We start from the raw sequence: 17,838 nt of genomic DNA on the forward strand, positions 1-17,838 counted from the left end.
CCGCGACGGAGGTCGCGAGCCCGGCCGGAGTGCGTGTCGGGACCGTGGGTGGTTCAGGATCCGCTGTAGTGCGCGTCGAGCAGCGGCTTGTACTTCTCCGCGACGACCTTGCGCTTGAGCTTCAGGCTCGGGGTCAGCTCGCCGTCCTCGACCGAGAGGTCGTGCTCGAGGATCGTGAACTTCTTGATCGTCTCCCAGCGGTTCAGCTGGCCGTTGAGCTGGTCGACGTACCCCTGGACCATCTCGCGGCAGGCGTCCGAGGTGACGACCTCGGTGTACGAGCGGCCGGCCATGCCGTTCGCCTCGGCCCAGCCGGCGATCGCGTCCGGGTCGAGGGTGACGAGGGCGGAGACGAAGTTGCGGTCGGCGCCGTGGACGATGAGCTGACTGGCGTACGGGCACAGGCCCTTGAACATCGACTCGATGGCGCCCGGCGCGACGTACTTGCCGCCGCTCGTCTTGAAGAGGTCCTTCTTGCGGTCGGTGATCTTGAGGAACCCGCGCTCGTCGAGCTCACCGATGTCACCGGTGTGCAGGAAGCCCTCGGCGTCGATCGTCTCGTCGGTCGCCTCGGGGTTGTTGTGGTACCCCTGCATGTTGCCCGGCCCGCGCATGAGGATCTCGCCGTCGTCGGCGATCTTCACCTCGATGCCGGGCAGCGGCCAGCCGACGGTGCCGTACCGGTAGGCCCGGGTGCGGTTGACGAACGACGCCGCGGAGGTCTCGGTGAGGCCGTAGCCCTCGGCGATGAGCATCCCCATCGCGTCGAACCAGCGGGCGACGTCCTGGTTGAGGGCCGCGGAGCCGGAGATGAAGAAGCGCACCCGCCCCCCGAAGCGGTCGCGGATCTTGGTCCCGACCAGCTTGTCGAGGACGGCGTGCTTGCGGGCGAGCATCCCGCTCGGCTCCTTGCCCTGCTCGCGCAGGATGCTCACCTCGCGGCCGGTGGAGCTGGCGGCCTTGAAGAGCTTGGCCTTCAGGCCGCCCTCGGCCTCCATCATCATGTGGACCCGCGCGTGCGCCTTCTCGAAGATGCGGGGGGCGGCGCCCATGAAGGTCGGCTTCACGACGGCGAGGTTGTCGACGATCTTGTCGATCCTGCCGTCGATCGCGGTGCAGAAGCCGATCTGCAGCGGCAGGGTGAGGAGGTTCTTGCCGAAGACGTGCGCGAGCGGCAGCCACAGGTACTGCAGGTCGTCCTCGTGGATGATGTCGATCGCCGCGACGGCCGCGCCCTCGTAGGTCCACGCGCTGTGCAGCAGGCGCACGCCCTTGGGCCGACCGGTCGTGCCCGAGGTGTAGATGATCGTCGCGAGCCGGTCGGGGGTGATCGCGTCGATCCGCGCGTCGACGGCGCCCGGGTCGCCCTCGAGGTACTCGCGGCCGAGCTGCCGCAGCTCGTCGAGGGTGAGGGTCCAGTCGTCGCCGTCGGGCGAGCCGTCGACGAGGACGACCCGGGAGACGCCGGGGATCTGCGGCCGGACCGAGCGCAGCTTCTCCAGCTGCTCCTCGTTCTCGGCGAAGACGACCTTCGTCGCGGAGTCGGAGAGGATGAAGGCGACGTCGTCGGCGATCGTCGTCGGGTAGATCGTCGTCGTGGCGGCGCCGGCGACCATGATCCCCAGGTCGGCGATGGCCCACTCGTACCGGGTCCCGGAGGCGATGGCGACGCGGTCCTCGGGCTCGACGCCGAGGGCGACGATGCCGGCGCCGACCTCGCGGACGACCGTGTCGGCCTCGTCCCACGAGACGGTGACCCACTCCTCTCCGGACCCGGAGGCGACGGCGTGCATGAAGGCGGGCTTCGGTCCGGAGGCGGCGACCCGGTCCCGGAAGAGGTGCGCGACGCTCTGCGCGCGCCCGTCGAGGACGGCCTGGTCGACCGGCTCGTCGGCGGGGGTGTGGATCGTGGGGCTCGCGGTGGTCATCGGCTCTGTCCTCGGCGTCGGTGACGGGGTCGAAGAATGGTGACACACAGGGGTGCTCGTGGGTAGGCCATCGGCGACGCACGACTCCGTGTCGTCGCTGACATCGGTGTCGCGCAGGCTCGTTCAGCGGCGGTGGGTGCCCACCCAGGCCGCGTCGACGAGGCCGACGGCCAGCCAGGACGCGAGCATCGACGACCCGCCGTAGGAGACGAACGGCAGGGGGATGCCCGTCACCGGGAGCAGCGCGAGGTTCATCCCGACGTTCTGCACGACCTGCACGGCGAGCCAGACCGCCACCCCGACCCCGACGAGGCGTCCGAAGGTGTCCTCGGAGCGCGCCGCGACGACGAGGACCCGCACGACGAGGACGCCGAGCAGCAGCACGAGGCCCGCGGCGCCGACGAACCCCAGCTCCTCGGCCGCGACGGAGAAGACGAAGTCGTTGAGCTGGAACGGCACGAACCCGCCCTGGGTGCGCGGACCCTCCATGAAGCCCTGGCCGAACGCGCCGCCGCCACCGACCGCGAGCCGGACCTGGCGGACCTGGTAGCCCGCCCCCTGCGGGTCGCCGGCGGGGTCGAGGAACCCGGTGATCCTCGCCCGCTGGTAGGCGCTGAGCAGCGGGGCGGTCCACGCGAGCACCGCGAGGACCACCGCCGCGAGCACCGTGGCGAGCACCCACCGTGCCGGCGCGCCGCCGACCGTGACGACGGCGAACCCGGCGGCGAGCAGGACGAGCGCCGTCCCGAGGTCGGGCTGGAGGACGACGAGGGCCGTGGGGACCCCGACGAGGAGCGCCGCGGCACCGAGCGTGCGGACGCCGGGGACCTGGCCGCGGTCGAGCCGACCAGCGAGCGTGGCGGCGAGCGCCACGACGATGCCCGCCTTGGCGAGCTCGGCCGGCTGGAGGGTGAACCCGGCGAGGAGGGGGATCCAGGAGCGGGCGCCGTTGACCGTCGTCCCGAGCGGGGTCGGGACGAGCAGCAGGAGCAGGACGGACCCGGCCCACAGCCACGGCGCCGCGACCCGCAGTCGCTCACGGCCGGCCCGGCTCACGAGGACCGCTCCCACGAGCCCCACGGCCGCCGTCAGGAGGTGCCGCACGAGGTAGGCGTTCCCCGCCGTGGACACCGTCGCCGACCACACGAGGAGCGCCCCGACGAGCGAGGTGCCGGCGGCCGCGACGTAGAGCCCCACGTCGTGCCGGGCGAAGGGGCCCGCCACCCCGGACCCCCGGCGGGTGCGGGTCGGGCCCGCGCGCATCAGCCCGGGACGATCCGGGCGAGCAGCTCGCGGCAGCGCTCGACGTCCCCGGCCATCGCCTCGGTCAGCTCCTCGACGCTCTCGAAGCGCAGGGTCGGCCGGACGTGCTCGACGAACTCGACCATGACGACCTCCCCGTAGAGGTCCAGGTCGTCACGGCCGAGGACGTAGGCCTCCACGGTGCGCCGGTCGCGGGTGTCGAAGGTGGGGTTGGTGCCGACGCTCACCGCGGCCGGCATCGTGCGGTCGGGGCTGTCCGGCGGCTGGTCCACCCGGGTCAGCCAGCCCGCGTACACCCCTTCCTCCGGCACGAGGCCCAGCGCGTCGGCGGCGAGGTTCGCCGTCGGGTACCCGAGGTCGCGGCCGCGGTGGTTGCCGTGGACGACGGTGCCGACGACCCGGTGCGGACGGCCGAGGACGCGTGCCGCCTCGGCGACGTCGCCGGCGACGAGGGCGCGCCGCACCGCGGAGGAGGACCAGCGCTCGCCGTCGCCGACGTCCTCGAGCGCCACGACCTCGAAGCCGTGCTCCTCACCGAGCGCGGTGAGCGTCCCGACGTCGCCGGAGTTGCGGACGCCGAACCGGGTGTCCGCGCCGACGACGACCGCCCGGGCGTCGAGGTCGCGCACGAAGAGGTCCCGGACGAAGTCCTCCGGGCTCTGCTGGGCGAACTCGCGGGTGAACGGCAGGACGAGCAGTCCGTCGAGCCCGGCGTCCTCGAGGAGGTCGTCGCGCACGGCGCCCGGGGCGATGAGGTCCGGGGCGCGGTCGGGGTGCAGGACGGCGAGCGGGTGCGGCTCGAAGGTCACCGCGACGGTGGGCAGGTCGAGCCGGGCCCCCACCTCGGCGAGGGCGGCGAGGACGGCCTTGTGACCTCGGTGGACGCCGTCGAAGTTGCCGAGGGTCACCACGCACGGGCGCAGCTGCTCGGGCGTCCGGTTCGGCTCGGTCCATCGGTGCACGGGTGCCACTCTACGGACGGGCCGGAGCGAAGACGACGAGGGAGCGCGCGGTGGACGAGGACTCGTCGAGCATCGCGACGAGGGAGCCGTCCGGGGCGAACGCGGCGACGGGCACGGAGCGCCCGGGAGCGGCCGACGCGATGCGCTGGCCGTACCCGAGGGCCCGCGCCTCGGCGGCCTCGAGCGAGCGGGCGAGGAACCCCGCGCGGGCCGCCTCCGCGAGCGGGAGGACGGGCATCGGGGCGCCCTGTCGGGCCTCGAGGTCGGCGAGCGGGTGGGCCACGTCGAGCCCGTAGCCGCCGACCCGCGTCCGGCGCAGCGCGGTGAGGTGGCCCCCGGTCCCGAGGGCGGCGCCGAGGTCGCGGGCGAGGGCCCGGACGTACGTGCCCGAGGAGACGGTGACCGCGACGTCGACGTCGACGACGGGCAGGTCCGCGACGCGGGTGGGTCGCACGTCGAGCACCTCGAACCGGTCGACCCGGACCGGGCGGGCGGGCAGGTCGACCTCCTCCCCCGCGCGGACGCGGTGGTAGGACCGCTCCCCCTGGACCTTGACGGCGCTCACGGCGCTCGGCACCTGGTCGATCGCGCCGGTGAGGTCGGCGACCGCCGCGTCGAGAGCGGCGCGGTCGAGGTCGGTGGCCCCCGCCGCGGTCGTCACCTCGCCTTCCGCGTCGTCGGTGAGGGTGTCCTGGCCGAGCCGGACGGTCGCCGTGTAGTCCTTGTCCGCGCCGACGAGGAAGGTCAGCAGCTTCGTCGCGCGCCCGACACCGAGCACGAGGACCCCCGTGGCCATCGGGTCGAGGGTGCCGGCGTGCCCCACCTTCCGCGTGCCGCAGAGCCGCCGGGAGCGCGCGACGACGTCGTGGCTCGTCCAGTCCTGCGGCTTGTCGACGACGAGGAGGCCGTCCGGGGTCGCGGCGGGGCGCGGGGCGTCGGGACGCTGGGGGTCGCGGCGCGGGGCGTCAGCGCTCGGCGGCACCCGGCGCCTCGACGTCGTCGGCGTCCTCGAGGTCCTCCGCCCGCTCCTTGCGGTACGGGTCGGCCTCGCCGGCGTAGTGGGCGCCGGCGGAGGTCCGGGCGACCTCGGCGTCCCGCTCGCGGGCCTCGCGCAGCAGGTCCTCCAGGTGCGCGGCGTTCTCGGGGATGGCGTCGGCGACCCACTCGAGGGTCGGGGTGAGCCGGATGCCGAGCTGCTTGCCGACGAACGAGCGCAGCCGGCCCTTGTTCGCCTCCAGGAGGCGGGCGGTCGTCTCGCGCTGCTCCTCGTCGCCGAAGACGGTGTAGAAGAGGGAGGCGTGCTGGAGGTCGCCGGTGACCCGGACGTCGGTCACCGTGACGAATCCCAGGTCGGGGTCCTTGACGATGGCCTCCAGGTTCGCGGCGGTCACCGTCTTGATGCGGTCGGCGACCCGGCGGGCACGTGCTTCGTCGGCCACGGCTCCTCCTTCGTTCGGGCGGGCTGGTCGTCCTCGGCTGGGACGGCTCCTCAGCGTAGTCATCCGCGCTCGACCGGCGCGCACCGCGGTCGGCTCTGCCGAGCGCGGCCGCTCGAGGCAAGGGAACGCCCCGTGAGGCAAGACAACCGATGTCTTGCCTCACGGGGCATTTCGGGGTGACCCCGAAATGTCGAGGTCAGTGGGGCGGGTGGGACCAGGGGGTCAGGCCCGCGGCTTCTCCCTCATCTCGTAGGTGCTGATCATGTCGCCGAGCTGCAGGTCGTTGTGGCTGCCGAGGTTGATACCGCACTCGTAGCCCTCGCGGACCTCCGTGACGTCGTCCTTGAACCGGCGCAGACCGGCCACCTCGACGTTCTCGGCGATGACGACGCCGTCGCGGGTGATGCGGGCCTTGGAGCCCCGCTTGATCTCCCCGCCGCGGACGATCGACCCGGCGATGTTGCCGAACTTGCTGGACCGGAAGATCTCGCGGATCTCCGCGGTGCCGAGCTCGACCTCCTCGTACTCCGGCTTGAGCATGCCCTTGAGCGCCTGCTCGATCTCCTCGATCGCCTGGTAGATGACCGAGTAGTACCGGATCTCGACGCCCTCGCGCTCGGCGACCTCCGCGTTCTGGCCCTCGGCCCGCACGTTGAAGCCGAGGATGATCGCGTCGGACGCCATCGCGAGGTTGATGTTGTTCAGCGTGATGGCGCCGACACCGCGGTCGATGATCCGCAGGTCGACCTCGTCGCCGACGTCGATCTGCAGCAGCGCGTCCTCGAGGGCCTCGACCGAACCCGACACGTCACCCTTGAGGATGAGGTTGAGGGTGTCGACCTTGCCCTGCGCGAGGGCCTCGTTGAGGTCCTCGAGCGAGATGCGCTTGCGGGCCTTGGCGAGCGACGCCTGCCGGTCCGCGGCCTCCCGCTTCTCGGCGATCTGACGCGCCGTCCGGTCGTCCGGCGCCACGATGAACGTGTCACCGGCCCGCGGGACCGAGGACAGCCCGAGCACCTGGACCGGACGCGACGGCCCGGCCTCGTCGAGGTTGTTGCCGTGCTCGTCGAGCAGGGCGCGGACGCGACCGTGCGAGGCACCGGTGACGATGGCGTCGCCGACCCGGAGCGTGCCGGACTGGATGAGCACCGTCGCCGTGGCGCCGCGGCCCTTGTCGAGGTTGGCCTCGATGGCGACCGCGCGGGCGTCCCGGTCCGGGTTGGCCCGCAGGTCCAGGGCCGCGTCGGCGGTGAGCAGCACCGCGTCGAGCAGCGAGTCGATGTTCTGACCCTGTCGCGCGGACACGTCGACGAACATCGTCTCGCCGCCGTACTCCTCGGCGATGAGGTTGTACTCGGTGAGCTGCTGACGCACCTTCTGCGGGTTCGCACCGTCGACGTCGACCTTGTTGACCGCGACGACGATCGGGACGTCCGCCGCCTGGGCGTGGTTGAGCGCCTCGATGGTCTGCGGCATGACGCCGTCGTCGGCGGCGACGACGAGGATCGCGATGTCCGTCACCTTGGCACCACGGGCACGCATGGCGGTGAACGCCTCGTGACCCGGGGTGTCGATGAAGGTGATGGCGCGCTCGACGCCCTCGTGCTCCTTGTGGATCTGGTAGGCACCGATGTGCTGCGTGATGCCACCGGACTCGCCACCGGCGACGTCCTCGTTGCGGATGGCGTCGAGGAGCCGCGTCTTCCCGTGGTCGACGTGACCCATGACGGTGACGACCGGCGGCCGCGCCTCGAGGGTGTCGTCGTCCTCGGCGTCGACGCCGTACTCCATGTCGATCTCGAACGAGTCGAAGAGCTCGCGCTCCTCCTCCTCGGGGGAGACCATCCGGATGTCGTAGCCGAGCTCGGAGCCGAGGAGCTTGAAGGTGTCCTCGTCGAGGCTCTGCGTCGCCGTCGCCATCTCACCGAGGTGGAACAGCACGGTGACGAGCGACGCGGGGTTCGCGTCGATCTTGTCCGCGAAGTCGGTGAGCGAGGCGCCCTGACGGACCTGGACGATCGTCGAGCCGTCGCCGCGCGGGACGCTGACGCCACCGATCGACGGCGCCTGCATCTGCTCGAACTCCTGGCGCTTCGCGCGCTTGGACTTGCGGCCTCGCTGCGGACGGCCACCACCGCGCCCGAAGGCGCCCTGGGTGCTGCCACGACCGCCACGGCCACCGGGGCCGGGACGACCACCGAAGCCGCCGCGGGGACCGCCGCCACCGCCGCCGGGGCCACCGCGACCGCCACCACGGGCGGGACGGTCACCGGGACGCGCGACCGCGCTGCGGTCGGGCATCATCCCGGGGCTCGGACGGGCGCCGCCACCACCGGGGCGCGGACCCGCCGGACCCTGCGACCCACCGGGACGCGGTCCCGGGCCGGAGCGCGGCTTCGGCATGCCCTGGCTCGACGCGAACGGGTTGTTGCCCGGACGGGTGGACTCACCCCCGCGGGAGCGGCCCATGCCCTGGCTCGAGGCGTACGGGTTGTTGCCCGGACGCGGACCGGCCGGGCGCGGGCCCGGACGCGGGGAACCGCCCTGGCGACCGCCACCCTCGCGGCCGCCGCCCTCACGGGCGGCCGGCGCGGACGGCGCGGCGGGCGCCGGGGCGGACGGGGTCGGGGCGGCCGGCCTCGCCGGACCGGGGGTCGGCGCGGCCGGGGCGGCCGGCGTGGAGTCCGCCGCGGGGGCGGAGGGCGCCGGTGCGGACGGCGTCGGCTCGGCGGGGGCCGGAGCCGGCGTCGGGGCGGCGGACGGGGCCTGCGGCGCGGGGGCCGACTGCTCCGGGGCCGCGGGCGCGGCGGAACCCGGCTTCGCGGCGGGGGCCTTCTTCGCCGGCGCCTTCTTGGCGGGCTTGGCCGCGGCCTCCTCGGCCGGGTACTTCTCGTTGTAGCGCCGGACCACCGGCGCCTCGATCGTCGAGCTGGCGCTCTTGACGTACTCGCCCATCTCGTTCAGGCGGGCGAGGACGACCTTGCTCGTCTCACCGCGCTCCTTCGCGAGGGCGCTCACACGGACTTTCGACACATCTCTCCTGTCCAGGTCCGTGCCGCGCGGCGCGGACCGTCGTTACAGCTGGGGGGAACTCATCGCTGAGTACTCATCGGGTGCTCATCGCGTTCAGACCCGCTTCCGGTTCTCGATCTCGTGACGGTTGTCCTCCTGCGCCCGGGCCCTGACCCAGTCGGCCACCGCTGCGGTGTCCGGGCCGGCGCCGCTGCGCAGCGCGCGACCGAACGCCCGACGGCGGACGGCGAGGTCGAGGCACGTGGGGTCGGCGTGCAGCCACGCCCCGCGCCCCGGGAGACGGCGCTGCGGGTCGGGGACGACCGTGGGGCCGCTCTCCCCCTGCCCGAGCACCACTCGCAGGAGTGTCGACCGGCTATCCACCCGACGACACCCGATGCACGTGCGCACCGGGGCCGACGGACGGGGTCCAGTCCGGTCGATCCCCACCAGTCTAACGCCTACGCGGGTTCGGGCGTGTCGCCGGCGTCGACGGACGTGCCCGACCCGGGTCCGGTGTCGGGTCGGATGTCGATCCGCCAGCCCGTCAGCTTCGCCGCGAGCCGGGCGTTCTGCCCCTCCCGGCCGATGGCGAGCGAGAGCTGGTAGTCCGGGACGACGACGCGCGCGGCCCGCAGCGACGGGTCGACGACCTCGACGGAGGCGACCCGGGCGGGCGAGAGCGCCGCGGCGATGAACTCGGCCGGGTCGGAGGACCAGTCGACGATGTCGATCTTCTCGCCCTGGAGCTCGGCCATGACCGCGCGCACCCGCTGACCCATCGGCCCGATGCAGGAGCCCTTGGCGTTCAGGCCGGGGACGGTCGAGTGCACCGCGATCTTCGTCCGGTGACCCGCCTCGCGCGCCAGCGCGGCGATCTCGACGCTGCCGTCGGCGATCTCGGGGACCTCGAGGGCGAAGAGCTTGCGGACGAGGTTCGGGTGGGTCCGCGAGAGCCCGATCTGCGGGCCGCGCGGACCACGGCGCACCGACACGACGAAGGTCCGCAGCCGCGCCCCGTGGGGGTAGGTCTCGCCGGGGACCTGCTCGGCGGCCGGCAGGATCCCCTCGACCGTCCCGAAGTCGACGGTGACGTGCCGCGGGTCCGGGCTCTGCTGGACGACACCGGCGACGATGTCCCCCTCACGGCCGCGGAAGTCGCCGAGGATCGCATCGTCCTCGATGTCGCGCATCCGCTGCACGATGACCTGACGCGCGGTCGCGGCGGCGACCCGGCCGAAGCCGGTCGGGGTGTCGTCGAACTCGGGGCCGAGCTCGCGACGCGGACGGGCGGGGGCACCCTCCTCGTCGACCTCGCCCTCCGGTGCCGGGACCTCGGTCTCCTCGCGGGCCCAGATGACGACGTGCCCACTCCCCCGGTCCAGCTCGGCGCGGGCGTTGCGGTAGTGCCCCTCGGTGCGCTGGTAGGCGAGGAGCAGGGCCTGCTCGATGGCCGGGACGATGACGTCGAGCGAGATGCCGCGCTCCCGCTCCAGGGCGCGCAGGGCCGCGAGGTCGATGTCCACGTCTCAGCTCTCCTTCGTCTCGGTCGGACGCCCGAACTCGACCTCGACGACGGCACGCTGCACGTCGTCGTAGCCCAGGGTCCGCTCGGTGGTGGGGGTCTTCGGGCCGCCCGACGCGAGGGTGAGGCCGGCCCGGTCGGCGGCCACGAGCCGCCCGGCCACGTCCCCCTCGGCGGTCGTCACGGTGAGGAGGCGGCCGACGTTGCGCTGGAAGTGCCGCGGCTCGGTGAGCGGTCGACCGACGCCCGGCGAGGACACCTCCAGGGTGTACGGCTGCTCGCCGAGGACGTCGGCGGTGTCGAGGGCGTCCCCGACGAGGCCGGTCGCGTCGCCCACCTCGTCGAGCGAGAGCGGGGGGACGACCTCGGTCACGGTGTCGACGTCGCCGAGGTCGCGGTCGACGAGCACGCGGACGACGCGGCGCTTGCCGGCGGGGGTCACGGTGACGTCCTCGAGGACGAGACCGGAGCCGGTGAGGGCCTCGCGGAGCACGGGCAGGACGCGGTCGACGGTGGCCATGACGGATCGGTCCTCCCTGTGCAGTTCTCGTCCGGCGGGCGCCGGGGGAACCCCACCCTAGGGCACCCGTGCGGGGTCGGTGCACCGTGGGAGGATGCCGTCCATGCCGGCCGCCGAGACCCCGCGTCCGCGCCGGCGCCCCGTCGTGCTGGCCGTCGCGGGCACGGCCCTGCTCACGGGCTGCGGCATCCGGCTCGAGGACGACGCCCCGCGGGTCCCGCTCGTCCCGGTCCGCACCCCGCTGCCCGCCGAGGACCTGCTCGTCCGGCTCGTCGCGGACAGCGCGGCGCTCGCCGGACTGGCCGGCGACACCGACGGTCCGCTCCCGAGCGCGCTCGCCGCGCTGCACCGGCGCCAGGTCACCGTCGTGCGCACGGCCCTGCTGCGCGGCGGGATGCCGCCGGAGCGCCTCGCCGACCCCGGGCCGGACGGACCCCGGCCCTCGACGAGTGTTCAAACGCCGGCCGCCCCTGCCCCGACGCCGTCCGGGAGCCCGTCCGGCACGCCCGCGGTCCCGGCCCGGCGGCGGCTCGCCGCGGCGGAGGCGGTCGTCCTCGACGACCTCGCCGCGGTCGCGGACGTCGGCGAGGACCTGCGCGGACCGGTCACGACCCTGCACGCCCAGCGGTGGGCCGCCGCCGTCCTGCTCGGGGGCGCTCCCCCGGTGCTCGTCGACGACGTCGTCGACGCCGCGCCGGTCGCCCGGCTCGCCGAGGCCGCGGGGGCGGCGCGCTACTTCCTCGAGGTCGCGGCCGCCCGCTCCTCGGGGTCCCGACGCGACCGGGCGGCGCGGACCCTCGGGACGCTCGACACCCTGCACGCCGACCTGTCCCGCGACGTCCCGGACGGCGCGGTCCTCGGCCGCCCCCTCCCGGGCCCCGTCGAGACCGGCCGCGACGTCGACCGCCTCGTCCTCGACACCCTCCTCGCGCTGCGGGCCACGATCGGCGGGGCCGCCGCCGAGGTCGTGTCGGGCGACGGCGCCACGGGGGTGGCCGGGGTCGTGCGCTGGCTCGGTCCCGTCGAGGTCGAGGTCCACCGCTGGGGGGCGGACCTCCAGCCGTTCCCCGGGCTCGCGTGACGGCGCTCGACCTCGCGGCACTGCCCGAGGCGTGGCGGACGGGGGTCCCGGAACTTCCCGCGGAGGACGGCCCGAGCGGTGCGGCGTGGCTGTCCGCACTGCCCGGGCACGTCGCCGAGGCCCTGGACCGGTGGACGCTCACCGTCGACGGACCGCCGACCGCGGCGCCGCAGGCCCTCCTGCTGCCGGTGCGACGGCGGGACGAGCCGTTGACCCTCGTGGCGCACCGGCCGCGTCGGGCCACCCGGACCGCCCAGGTCGCCCTCCGGACGTGAGACGGGGTGGCCGCCGCCGCCCTCGTCGCGGCGCTGCCCTCCCGGGGCCTCCTCCTGCACCCGCGGCTCGAGCCGCTCGACGACGCGTGGTGGGACGACCCGGTGTGCGAGGCCGTCGGGGCGCTGTTGCGACGGCTGCGCGTCCCCGCCCCGCCGTCGGTGCCCACGATCGCCACGGTGGTCCCCCCGCTGCTGGAGCGGCTGCCCCACCTGCCCTCGGTCCCCCGTCGGGTCGCCACCCGCACCCGGGGGCTCGCGGCCGACCTGCTCGGCTCCGAGGGCACGCTCCCTCGGCTGCTGCACGGGGCCCTCGACGACCGTGCGCTGCGCCTCGACCACGGTGATCCGGTCGCCGTGCTGCCGGAGCCGCTCGCCGGTCATCCCGCGTGGGACGTGTGGCCCGCGGTACGGATGCGGCCGGCCGACCTCGGCACGGGCACGGCTCTGCGCTGGTCGGTCCGGCACCGGCTCGCCCTTGTCGCCGACGCGGCGGGGCTGGACCCCGAGGAGGCCCGGGCCTGGACCCTGCTGCGCGCCGGGGTCGAGGTCGCCCGCACGGCCGAGTCGGGGGCCGACGAGACCGCGTTGAGCCTCGACCTCGCCGTCATGAAGGCGCTCGACGACTGACCGCGTCGTGCGGTCGGGGGCGCCCGACGGGCGGGCGCCCCCGGCCGGGCGTCACATCCGCTCGGCGCCGTCCTTCACGGCCTCGCGGATGCGGGTGTACGTGCCGCACCGGCAGATGTTGCGGATCGTGTCGAGGTCGTCGTCGGTGACGGTGCGGCCCTCCTCGCGGACCGCCCGCACGAGCGCGACGGCGGCCATGATCTGGCCGGGCTGGCAGTAGCCGCACTGGGCGACGTCGCGCTCGACCCACGCCTGCTGCATCGGGTGCAGGTCGTCATCGACGGTGTCCGCGAGGCCCTCGATCGTCGTCACCTCGTCGTCGGGGCCGAGGTCGCCGACCCGCACCGAGCACGGGTTGAAGGCGCGGCCGTTGACGTGCGACGTGCAGGCCTTGCAGACGTTGATCCCGCACCCGTACTTCGGGCCGGTGATCCCGAGGACGTCCCGCAGGACCCAGAGCAGGCGGACGTCGTCCTCGACGTCGACCGTGACGGTCTCTCCGTTGACCCGGAAGGTGTGCTGTGCCATCGGTGTGCTCCTCAGGACGTGAGGTCGAGCCCGTTGACGGGCGACGCGGGGACGGACGGGACGAACGACTTCGGCTCGAAGGCCAGCGGGCCGTCGTGGTTGATCGGGAAGCGGGTCGGCACGGTGCCGGTGGCCCGGGCGTACGCGCAGGCGACGGCCGAGACCGACGCGGCGACGCCCGCCTCGCCGGCGCCGCCGGGCAGCTCGTCGTCGGAGTCCATGACGACGCACTCGAACTCCGGCGGGGTGTTCCACTGCCGGGTGTAGAAGTAGTTGTCCCAGCTCGCCTCGAGGAAGTGCCCGTCCTCCAGGTGGCAGCTGCTCGTGAGCGCGAGGGCGATGCCGTCGGCGACGCCGCCCATCATCTGCGCCTCGAGCCCCCGGGGGTTGACGACGAAGCCGGCGTCGACGGCGATGACCGCCTTCGTGACCCGCGGGCCGGTCACCGCGTTCCGGATCCGCCGGCCGACGGTCTCCGGCCGGGTGTCGAGCTCGACGAGGACGGCGGTCGCGCCCTTGTACTCGGCGTGGACCGCGATCCCCTGGGTCACCCCGTCCGGCAGTGAGCGGCCCCAGCCGCCGACCTCGGCGACGGTGTCGAGGCAGCGGCGCACCTTCTCGTTGCGGACGAACTCCTTGCGGAAGCGGTACGGGTCCTTGCGGACGCGGCGCGCGAGCAGGTCGGTCATGAGCTCACGGGCGACCGCGACGTCCGGTGAGTAGATGTTGCGCATGCTGCCGGTGTTGAAGCGGGTGTCGACCTCGCTGAGCAGCTGGGTCACGACGCCGTAGTCGTACGGCGTCTCCTGGGTCAGGGTGAAGATCGACTGCGACAGGGTGAGCCCGCCGAGGTTCGCCGGCAGCTCCGCGGCGAGCGCCGTGAGGCGCTCCCCGAGCCCGTGCCCGAAGTCGGTGACGACGCTCGTGTGCCGCTGCTCGTAGGTGAGCACCTGCCCGGCGAGGGTCGTCGCCCGCACCCGCGAGGTGGCCATCGGGTGCAGCCGGCCCTGGCGCGGCTCGTCGGCGCGGTGCCACAGCAGCTTGACCGGCTTGCCCATCGCCTTCGACACGACCGCGGCCTCCACCGCGGCGTCGCCGAAGAGCTTGTGCCCGAAGGAGCCGCCGCCGGTGACGACGTTGACCTCGACGGCGGACTGCGGCAGCCCCACGGCCTTCGCGACGTCGCGCTGCGCGACGATCGGGGCCTTGAGCCCGGACCACACGGTCGCCCGGTCGGGCCGCACGTCGGCGATCGCGCAGTTCGGCTCGAGCGCGGCGCTGCTGCGGAACATGAACTCGACCTCGAGGTCGAGCGTCGTCGCGAGCAACGGGACCTTCGGCACGACCATCGGGATCTCGGCCCGCTTCAGCTCGGCGAGGATCGAGGCGTCGTCCTCCCCGTCGACCGGCCCACCCTCCCAGTCGACGTCCATCGCACGGACGGCGTCGATGCACTGGCCGAAGGTCGCGGCGCGCACGGCGACCCCGGTGTCGACGACGGCGACGTCGGTGACGCCCGGCATCGCCTCGACCTGCGCCCGGTTGCGCAGCGATCGCGGCGAGCCGTTGAGGGTCGGCGGCCGGCACAGCATCGTGGGCAGGGCGTCCGGCACGTCGAGGTCCATCGTGAACTGCTTGCGGCCGGTGACCGCGGCGAGCGCGTCGTCGCGGGAGCGGGGGGTGCCGAGGACGTCGAAGCCGTCCCGGGCCTTGAGCCCGACCTCGACGGCGACGGTCTCGTCGCTCGCCGCCGCGGCGGACAGCTCGCCGTACGTCACGGACGCGCCGTCGGTGCGCGTGACGACGCCGGCCTTCGTCGTGAGACCCGAGACCTGCGCCCCGAGCGCGGTCGCGGCCGCGGCGAGCAGCCTGCCCTTGGCGACCGAGGCGGCGACCCGGATCGGGGTGAACATCGACTGCATCGTGTTCGAGCCACCGGTCAGCTGGTTGAAGACGAGCTCGGGGCGGGCGGGGGCCAGGGTGACCCGCACGTCCTCGACCGCCATGTCGAGCTCCTCGGCGATGATCATCGCCGCCGCGGTCGTGATGCCCTGGCCGACCTCCATCCGCGGCATCGCGAAGTGCGCGAGACCGTCCTCGTCGACGGTGATCGTGATGAGCTGCGACGTCGGGAGGGCCGACTGGGTCTGGAGGTCCCCGAGGTCGTAGAGCTCCGGGACCTGCGGCGGGGTGGGCACCGCGGCCTGCGCCGGCTGCGCACCCGTCGTGAGGTCCGCGGCGACCGCGAGGGTGCTGCCCGCGAGGACCCAGCCGACGAAGCCGCGCCGGCTCACCCCCCTTCCCGGTGGCGAGCCGTCCGTGGATCGCATGGTCCGGGTCCCGTCGGCGTCGTGGTCGTGGGCAGTCGTCATCGGCCTGTCCTTCCCGGGCGGGGGCCGGTCACGACGTCGTGACCCAGAGGGGGCCCGTTACCCGTGGGTACGAAACGTTCGGAGACCTCCCCGGGGGCGGATGGGCCGGACCCGCCCCGTGGGACGACCGGTCCGTACGGTGGGTGGATGGCGAACCGGCTCGCGCAGTCCCTCTCCCCCTACCTGCTCCAGCACGCCGACAACCCGGTGGACTGGTGGGAGTGGGGCGAGGACGCCTTCGCCGAGGCCCGTCGGCGGGACGTCCCGGTGTTCCTCTCCGTCGGCTACGCCGCGTGTCACTGGTGCCACGTCATGGCCCACGAGAGCTTCGAGGACGACGAGGTCGGCCGGGTGCTCGCCGAGGGGTTCGTGGCCGTCAAGGTCGACCGGGAGGAGCGCCCGGACGTCGACGCCGTCTACATGGCCGCGACGACGGCGCTGACCGGCCAGGGCGGGTGGCCGATGACGTGCCTGCTCACCCCCGACGGTGAGCCGTTCTTCGCCGGGACCTACCTGCCGCGCGAGCACCTCCTCGACCTCCTCGCGAACGTCACGGCCCTCTGGCGGGACGAGCGGGACCGGGTGGTCGCGTCGGGCGCGCACATCGCCGCCCGGCTGCGCGAGGTCACCGGTCCCGGGGAGCGCGCGGCGCTCGGCCCCGAGGTCCTCGACGCCGCCGCCCTCCGGCTGCGGACCCAGTTCGACGACGCCCGCGGCGGCTTCGGCGGGGCCCCGAAGTTCCCGCCGTCGATGGTCCTGGAGTTCCTCCTGCGCCACCACGCCCGCACCGGGTCCGAGGACTCGCTCGCGATGGTCCGCCGCACGTGCGAGGCGATGGCCCGCGGCGGCATGTACGACCAGCTGGGCGGCGGCTTCGCCCGGTACGCCGTCGACGCCGACTGGGTCGTGCCGCACTTCGAGAAGATGCTCTACGACAACGCCCTCCTCCTGCGGGTGTACGCCCACCTGTGGCGAGCGACCGGGGACCCGCTCGCGCGGCGCGTCGCCGAGGAGACGGCGGACTTCCTCCTGCGCGACCTGCGGACCCCCGCCGGCGCCTTCGCCTCCGCCCTGGACGCCGACACCGTCGTCGACGGAGCCTCCCGCGAGGGCCTCACGTACGCGTGGACACCGGGGCAGCTCGTCGACGTCCTCGGCGAGCCCGACGGGGAGCGGGCCGCGAGCCTGCTGTCGGTGACCCCGGCCGGCACGTTCGAGCACGGCTCGTCGACGCTCCGTCTGCTCGAGGACCCTGGGGACCCGGTCTGGTGGTCCGACGTGCGCGCGCGGCTGCGCGCCGCGCGGGACGCCCGCCCGCAGCCGGCCCGCGACGACAAGGTCGTCACGGCGTGGAACGGCCTGGCCGTCGCGGCGCTCGCGGACGCCGGGGTCCTCCTCGAGCGGCCCGACCTCGTCGAGGCCGCGACGACCGCCGCCGACCACGTGCTCGCGACCCACCTCGTCGACGGCCGCCTGCGCCGGACGTCCAAGGACGGGGTGCCCTCGCTCGCCCCCGCCGTCCTCGACGACCACGGCGACCTCGCCGAGGGGCTGCTCGCGCTCCACCAGGCGACGGGACGGGCCCGCCACCTCACGGAGGCCCTCGCCGTGCTGCGGGACGCGACCGAACGGTTCGTCGACGGCGACGGGGACGTCCACGACACGGCCCACGACGCCCCCGCCCTCTTCTCACGTCCGGCGGGACGGTCGGACAACGCCGAGCCCTCGGGCGCCTCGGCGCTCGCCGGCGCCCTGCTCACCGCGGCCGCGCTGTCCGGTGACACCACGCTGCGGACCACGGCGGAGACCGCGCTCGCGGCCTGTGGCGCGGTCGCCGGGTCGGAGCCACGGTTCGCCGGCTGGGCCCTCGCCGTCGCCGAGGCCGCGGCGGCGGGCCCGCTGCAGGTGGCCGTCGTCGGCTCCGGGCCGTCGGCGGAGGCGCTGGTCCGTGCCGCCCGCCGGTCGACCTCCCCGGGGACGGTCGTCGTCGCGGGGGCGCCGGACACACCGGGCGTCCCGCTGCTGGCGGACCGCCCGTTCGTGGACGAGGGGCCGGCGGCCTACGTGTGCCGGGGCTTCGTGTGCGACCGCCCGGTCACCACCGTGGGCGACCTGGAGGGCCTCCTGGTGTCGCGGGGGTCGTGAGCGGTCCGCGCCGGTCGGGGCGGGGCGGACGGCAGAACGCCCCCGGGGCGTGGGGTGCGGCCACGCGCCGGGGGCGTCCCACGGAGCCGGACGGCACAGAGGGAAGGTGACCCGCGAGCGGGTCACCGCCGTCCGGCCTCCGCCGGTCCGTCGATGACGAG

The 17,838-nt window shown here is 74.4% G+C and carries 15 protein-coding genes; 4 read left to right on the forward strand and 11 right to left on the reverse strand.

Annotated elements, in window-relative coordinates:
* Nucleotides 1-53 precede the first annotated feature (53 nt).
* The 9 genes from KC207_RS16445 to rimP form a co-directional block, all read right to left on the reverse strand.
* Complete coding sequence (locus tag KC207_RS16445) at nt 54-1,928, reverse strand: AMP-dependent synthetase/ligase (protein WP_211604411.1); 1,875 nt, start codon at nt 1,926-1,928, stop codon at nt 54-56.
* A gap of 123 nt (nt 1,929-2,051) precedes the next feature.
* A complete protein-coding gene (locus tag KC207_RS16450) occupies nt 2,052-3,191 on the reverse strand; it encodes an FtsW/RodA/SpoVE family cell cycle protein (protein ID WP_211604412.1) in 1,140 nt (379 codons plus the stop codon).
* Nucleotides 3,191-4,153: a bifunctional riboflavin kinase/FAD synthetase gene (locus KC207_RS16455; protein ID WP_211604413.1), complete on the reverse strand. Its 963-nt coding sequence runs from the start codon at nt 4,151-4,153 to the stop codon at nt 3,191-3,193. Before KC207_RS16455 ends, KC207_RS16450 begins: the two co-directional genes overlap by 1 nt.
* Before the next feature lie 10 nt (nt 4,154-4,163).
* Entirely contained in the window at nt 4,164-5,135 is a 972-nt protein-coding gene (gene truB / locus KC207_RS16460; RefSeq protein ID WP_211604414.1) for a tRNA pseudouridine(55) synthase TruB, read from the reverse strand.
* A complete protein-coding gene (rbfA, locus tag KC207_RS16465) occupies nt 5,119-5,592 on the reverse strand; it encodes a 30S ribosome-binding factor RbfA (protein WP_211604415.1) in 474 nt (157 codons plus the stop codon). Before rbfA ends, truB begins: the two co-directional genes overlap by 17 nt.
* 222 nt (nt 5,593-5,814) lie before the next feature.
* Nucleotides 5,815-8,625, reverse strand: a complete 2,811-nt coding sequence (gene infB, locus KC207_RS16470) for a translation initiation factor IF-2 (RefSeq protein WP_211604416.1) — start codon at nt 8,623-8,625, stop codon at nt 5,815-5,817.
* Between the two features lie 93 nt (nt 8,626-8,718).
* On the reverse strand, nt 8,719-8,961 hold the full coding sequence (locus tag KC207_RS16475) for a YlxR family protein (RefSeq protein ID WP_249138821.1): 243 nt from the start codon (nt 8,959-8,961) through the stop codon (nt 8,719-8,721).
* A 104-nt stretch (nt 8,962-9,065) separates the two neighbouring features.
* Nucleotides 9,066-10,130: a transcription termination factor NusA gene (gene nusA / locus KC207_RS16480; RefSeq protein ID WP_211604417.1), complete on the reverse strand. Its 1,065-nt coding sequence runs from the start codon at nt 10,128-10,130 to the stop codon at nt 9,066-9,068.
* Between the two features lie 3 nt (nt 10,131-10,133).
* Nucleotides 10,134-10,649, reverse strand: a complete 516-nt coding sequence (gene rimP, locus KC207_RS16485; RefSeq protein ID WP_211604418.1) for a ribosome maturation factor RimP — start codon at nt 10,647-10,649, stop codon at nt 10,134-10,136.
* A 103-nt stretch (nt 10,650-10,752) separates the two neighbouring features.
* Between rimP and KC207_RS16490 the strand changes: the two genes are divergently transcribed.
* Genes KC207_RS16490 through KC207_RS16500 form a run of 3 tightly spaced genes read left to right on the forward strand, consistent with a single transcriptional unit; the run spans nt 10,753 to nt 12,632 of the window.
* Nucleotides 10,753-11,730: a hypothetical protein gene (locus KC207_RS16490; RefSeq protein ID WP_211604419.1), complete on the forward strand. Its 978-nt coding sequence runs from the start codon at nt 10,753-10,755 to the stop codon at nt 11,728-11,730.
* Nucleotides 11,727-12,005: a hypothetical protein gene (locus tag KC207_RS16495; RefSeq protein WP_211604420.1), complete on the forward strand. Its 279-nt coding sequence runs from the start codon at nt 11,727-11,729 to the stop codon at nt 12,003-12,005. The genes KC207_RS16490 and KC207_RS16495 overlap by 4 nt, the downstream gene beginning before the upstream one ends.
* A gap of 6 nt (nt 12,006-12,011) precedes the next feature.
* On the forward strand, nt 12,012-12,632 hold the full coding sequence (locus KC207_RS16500; RefSeq protein WP_211604421.1) for a protein kinase family protein: 621 nt from the start codon (nt 12,012-12,014) through the stop codon (nt 12,630-12,632).
* A gap of 51 nt (nt 12,633-12,683) precedes the next feature.
* Here the strand turns inward: KC207_RS16500 and KC207_RS16505 are convergent, their stop codons facing one another.
* Complete coding sequence (locus KC207_RS16505) at nt 12,684-13,160, reverse strand: (2Fe-2S)-binding protein (protein WP_211604422.1); 477 nt, start codon at nt 13,158-13,160, stop codon at nt 12,684-12,686.
* A gap of 11 nt (nt 13,161-13,171) precedes the next feature.
* Nucleotides 13,172-15,532: a molybdopterin cofactor-binding domain-containing protein gene (locus tag KC207_RS16510; protein ID WP_249138822.1), complete on the reverse strand. Its 2,361-nt coding sequence runs from the start codon at nt 15,530-15,532 to the stop codon at nt 13,172-13,174.
* A 147-nt stretch (nt 15,533-15,679) separates the two neighbouring features.
* On the opposite strand from KC207_RS16510, the gene KC207_RS16515 reads away from it, so the two are divergent.
* Nucleotides 15,680-17,677 (forward strand): thioredoxin domain-containing protein, encoded by a 1,998-nt coding sequence (locus KC207_RS16515; protein WP_211604423.1) that lies wholly within the window; start codon nt 15,680-15,682, stop codon nt 17,675-17,677.
* Nucleotides 17,678-17,838 lie beyond the last annotated feature (161 nt).

The sequence above is a fragment of the Phycicoccus avicenniae genome, assembly GCF_018139485.1.
GTDB classification, from domain to species: Bacteria; Actinomycetota; Actinomycetes; order Actinomycetales; family Dermatophilaceae; genus Phycicoccus; species Phycicoccus avicenniae.

Coding starts and splice junctions, on each gene's coding strand:
- KC207_RS16510 (WP_249138822.1), bottom strand. CDS start 15,532: ATGACGACTGCCCACGACCACGACGCCGACGGGACCCGGACCATGCGA.
- rimP (WP_211604418.1), bottom strand. CDS start 10,649: ATGGCCACCGTCGACCGCGTCCTGCCCGTGCTCCGCGAGGCCCTCACC.
- KC207_RS16450 (WP_211604412.1), bottom strand. CDS start 3,191: ATGCGCGCGGGCCCGACCCGCACCCGCCGGGGGTCCGGGGTGGCGGGC.
- KC207_RS16490 (WP_211604419.1), top strand. CDS start 10,753: ATGCCGGCCGCCGAGACCCCGCGTCCGCGCCGGCGCCCCGTCGTGCTG.
- KC207_RS16505 (WP_211604422.1), bottom strand. CDS start 13,160: ATGGCACAGCACACCTTCCGGGTCAACGGAGAGACCGTCACGGTCGAC.
- KC207_RS16445 (WP_211604411.1), bottom strand. CDS start 1,928: ATGACCACCGCGAGCCCCACGATCCACACCCCCGCCGACGAGCCGGTC.
- KC207_RS16515 (WP_211604423.1), top strand. CDS start 15,680: ATGGCGAACCGGCTCGCGCAGTCCCTCTCCCCCTACCTGCTCCAGCAC.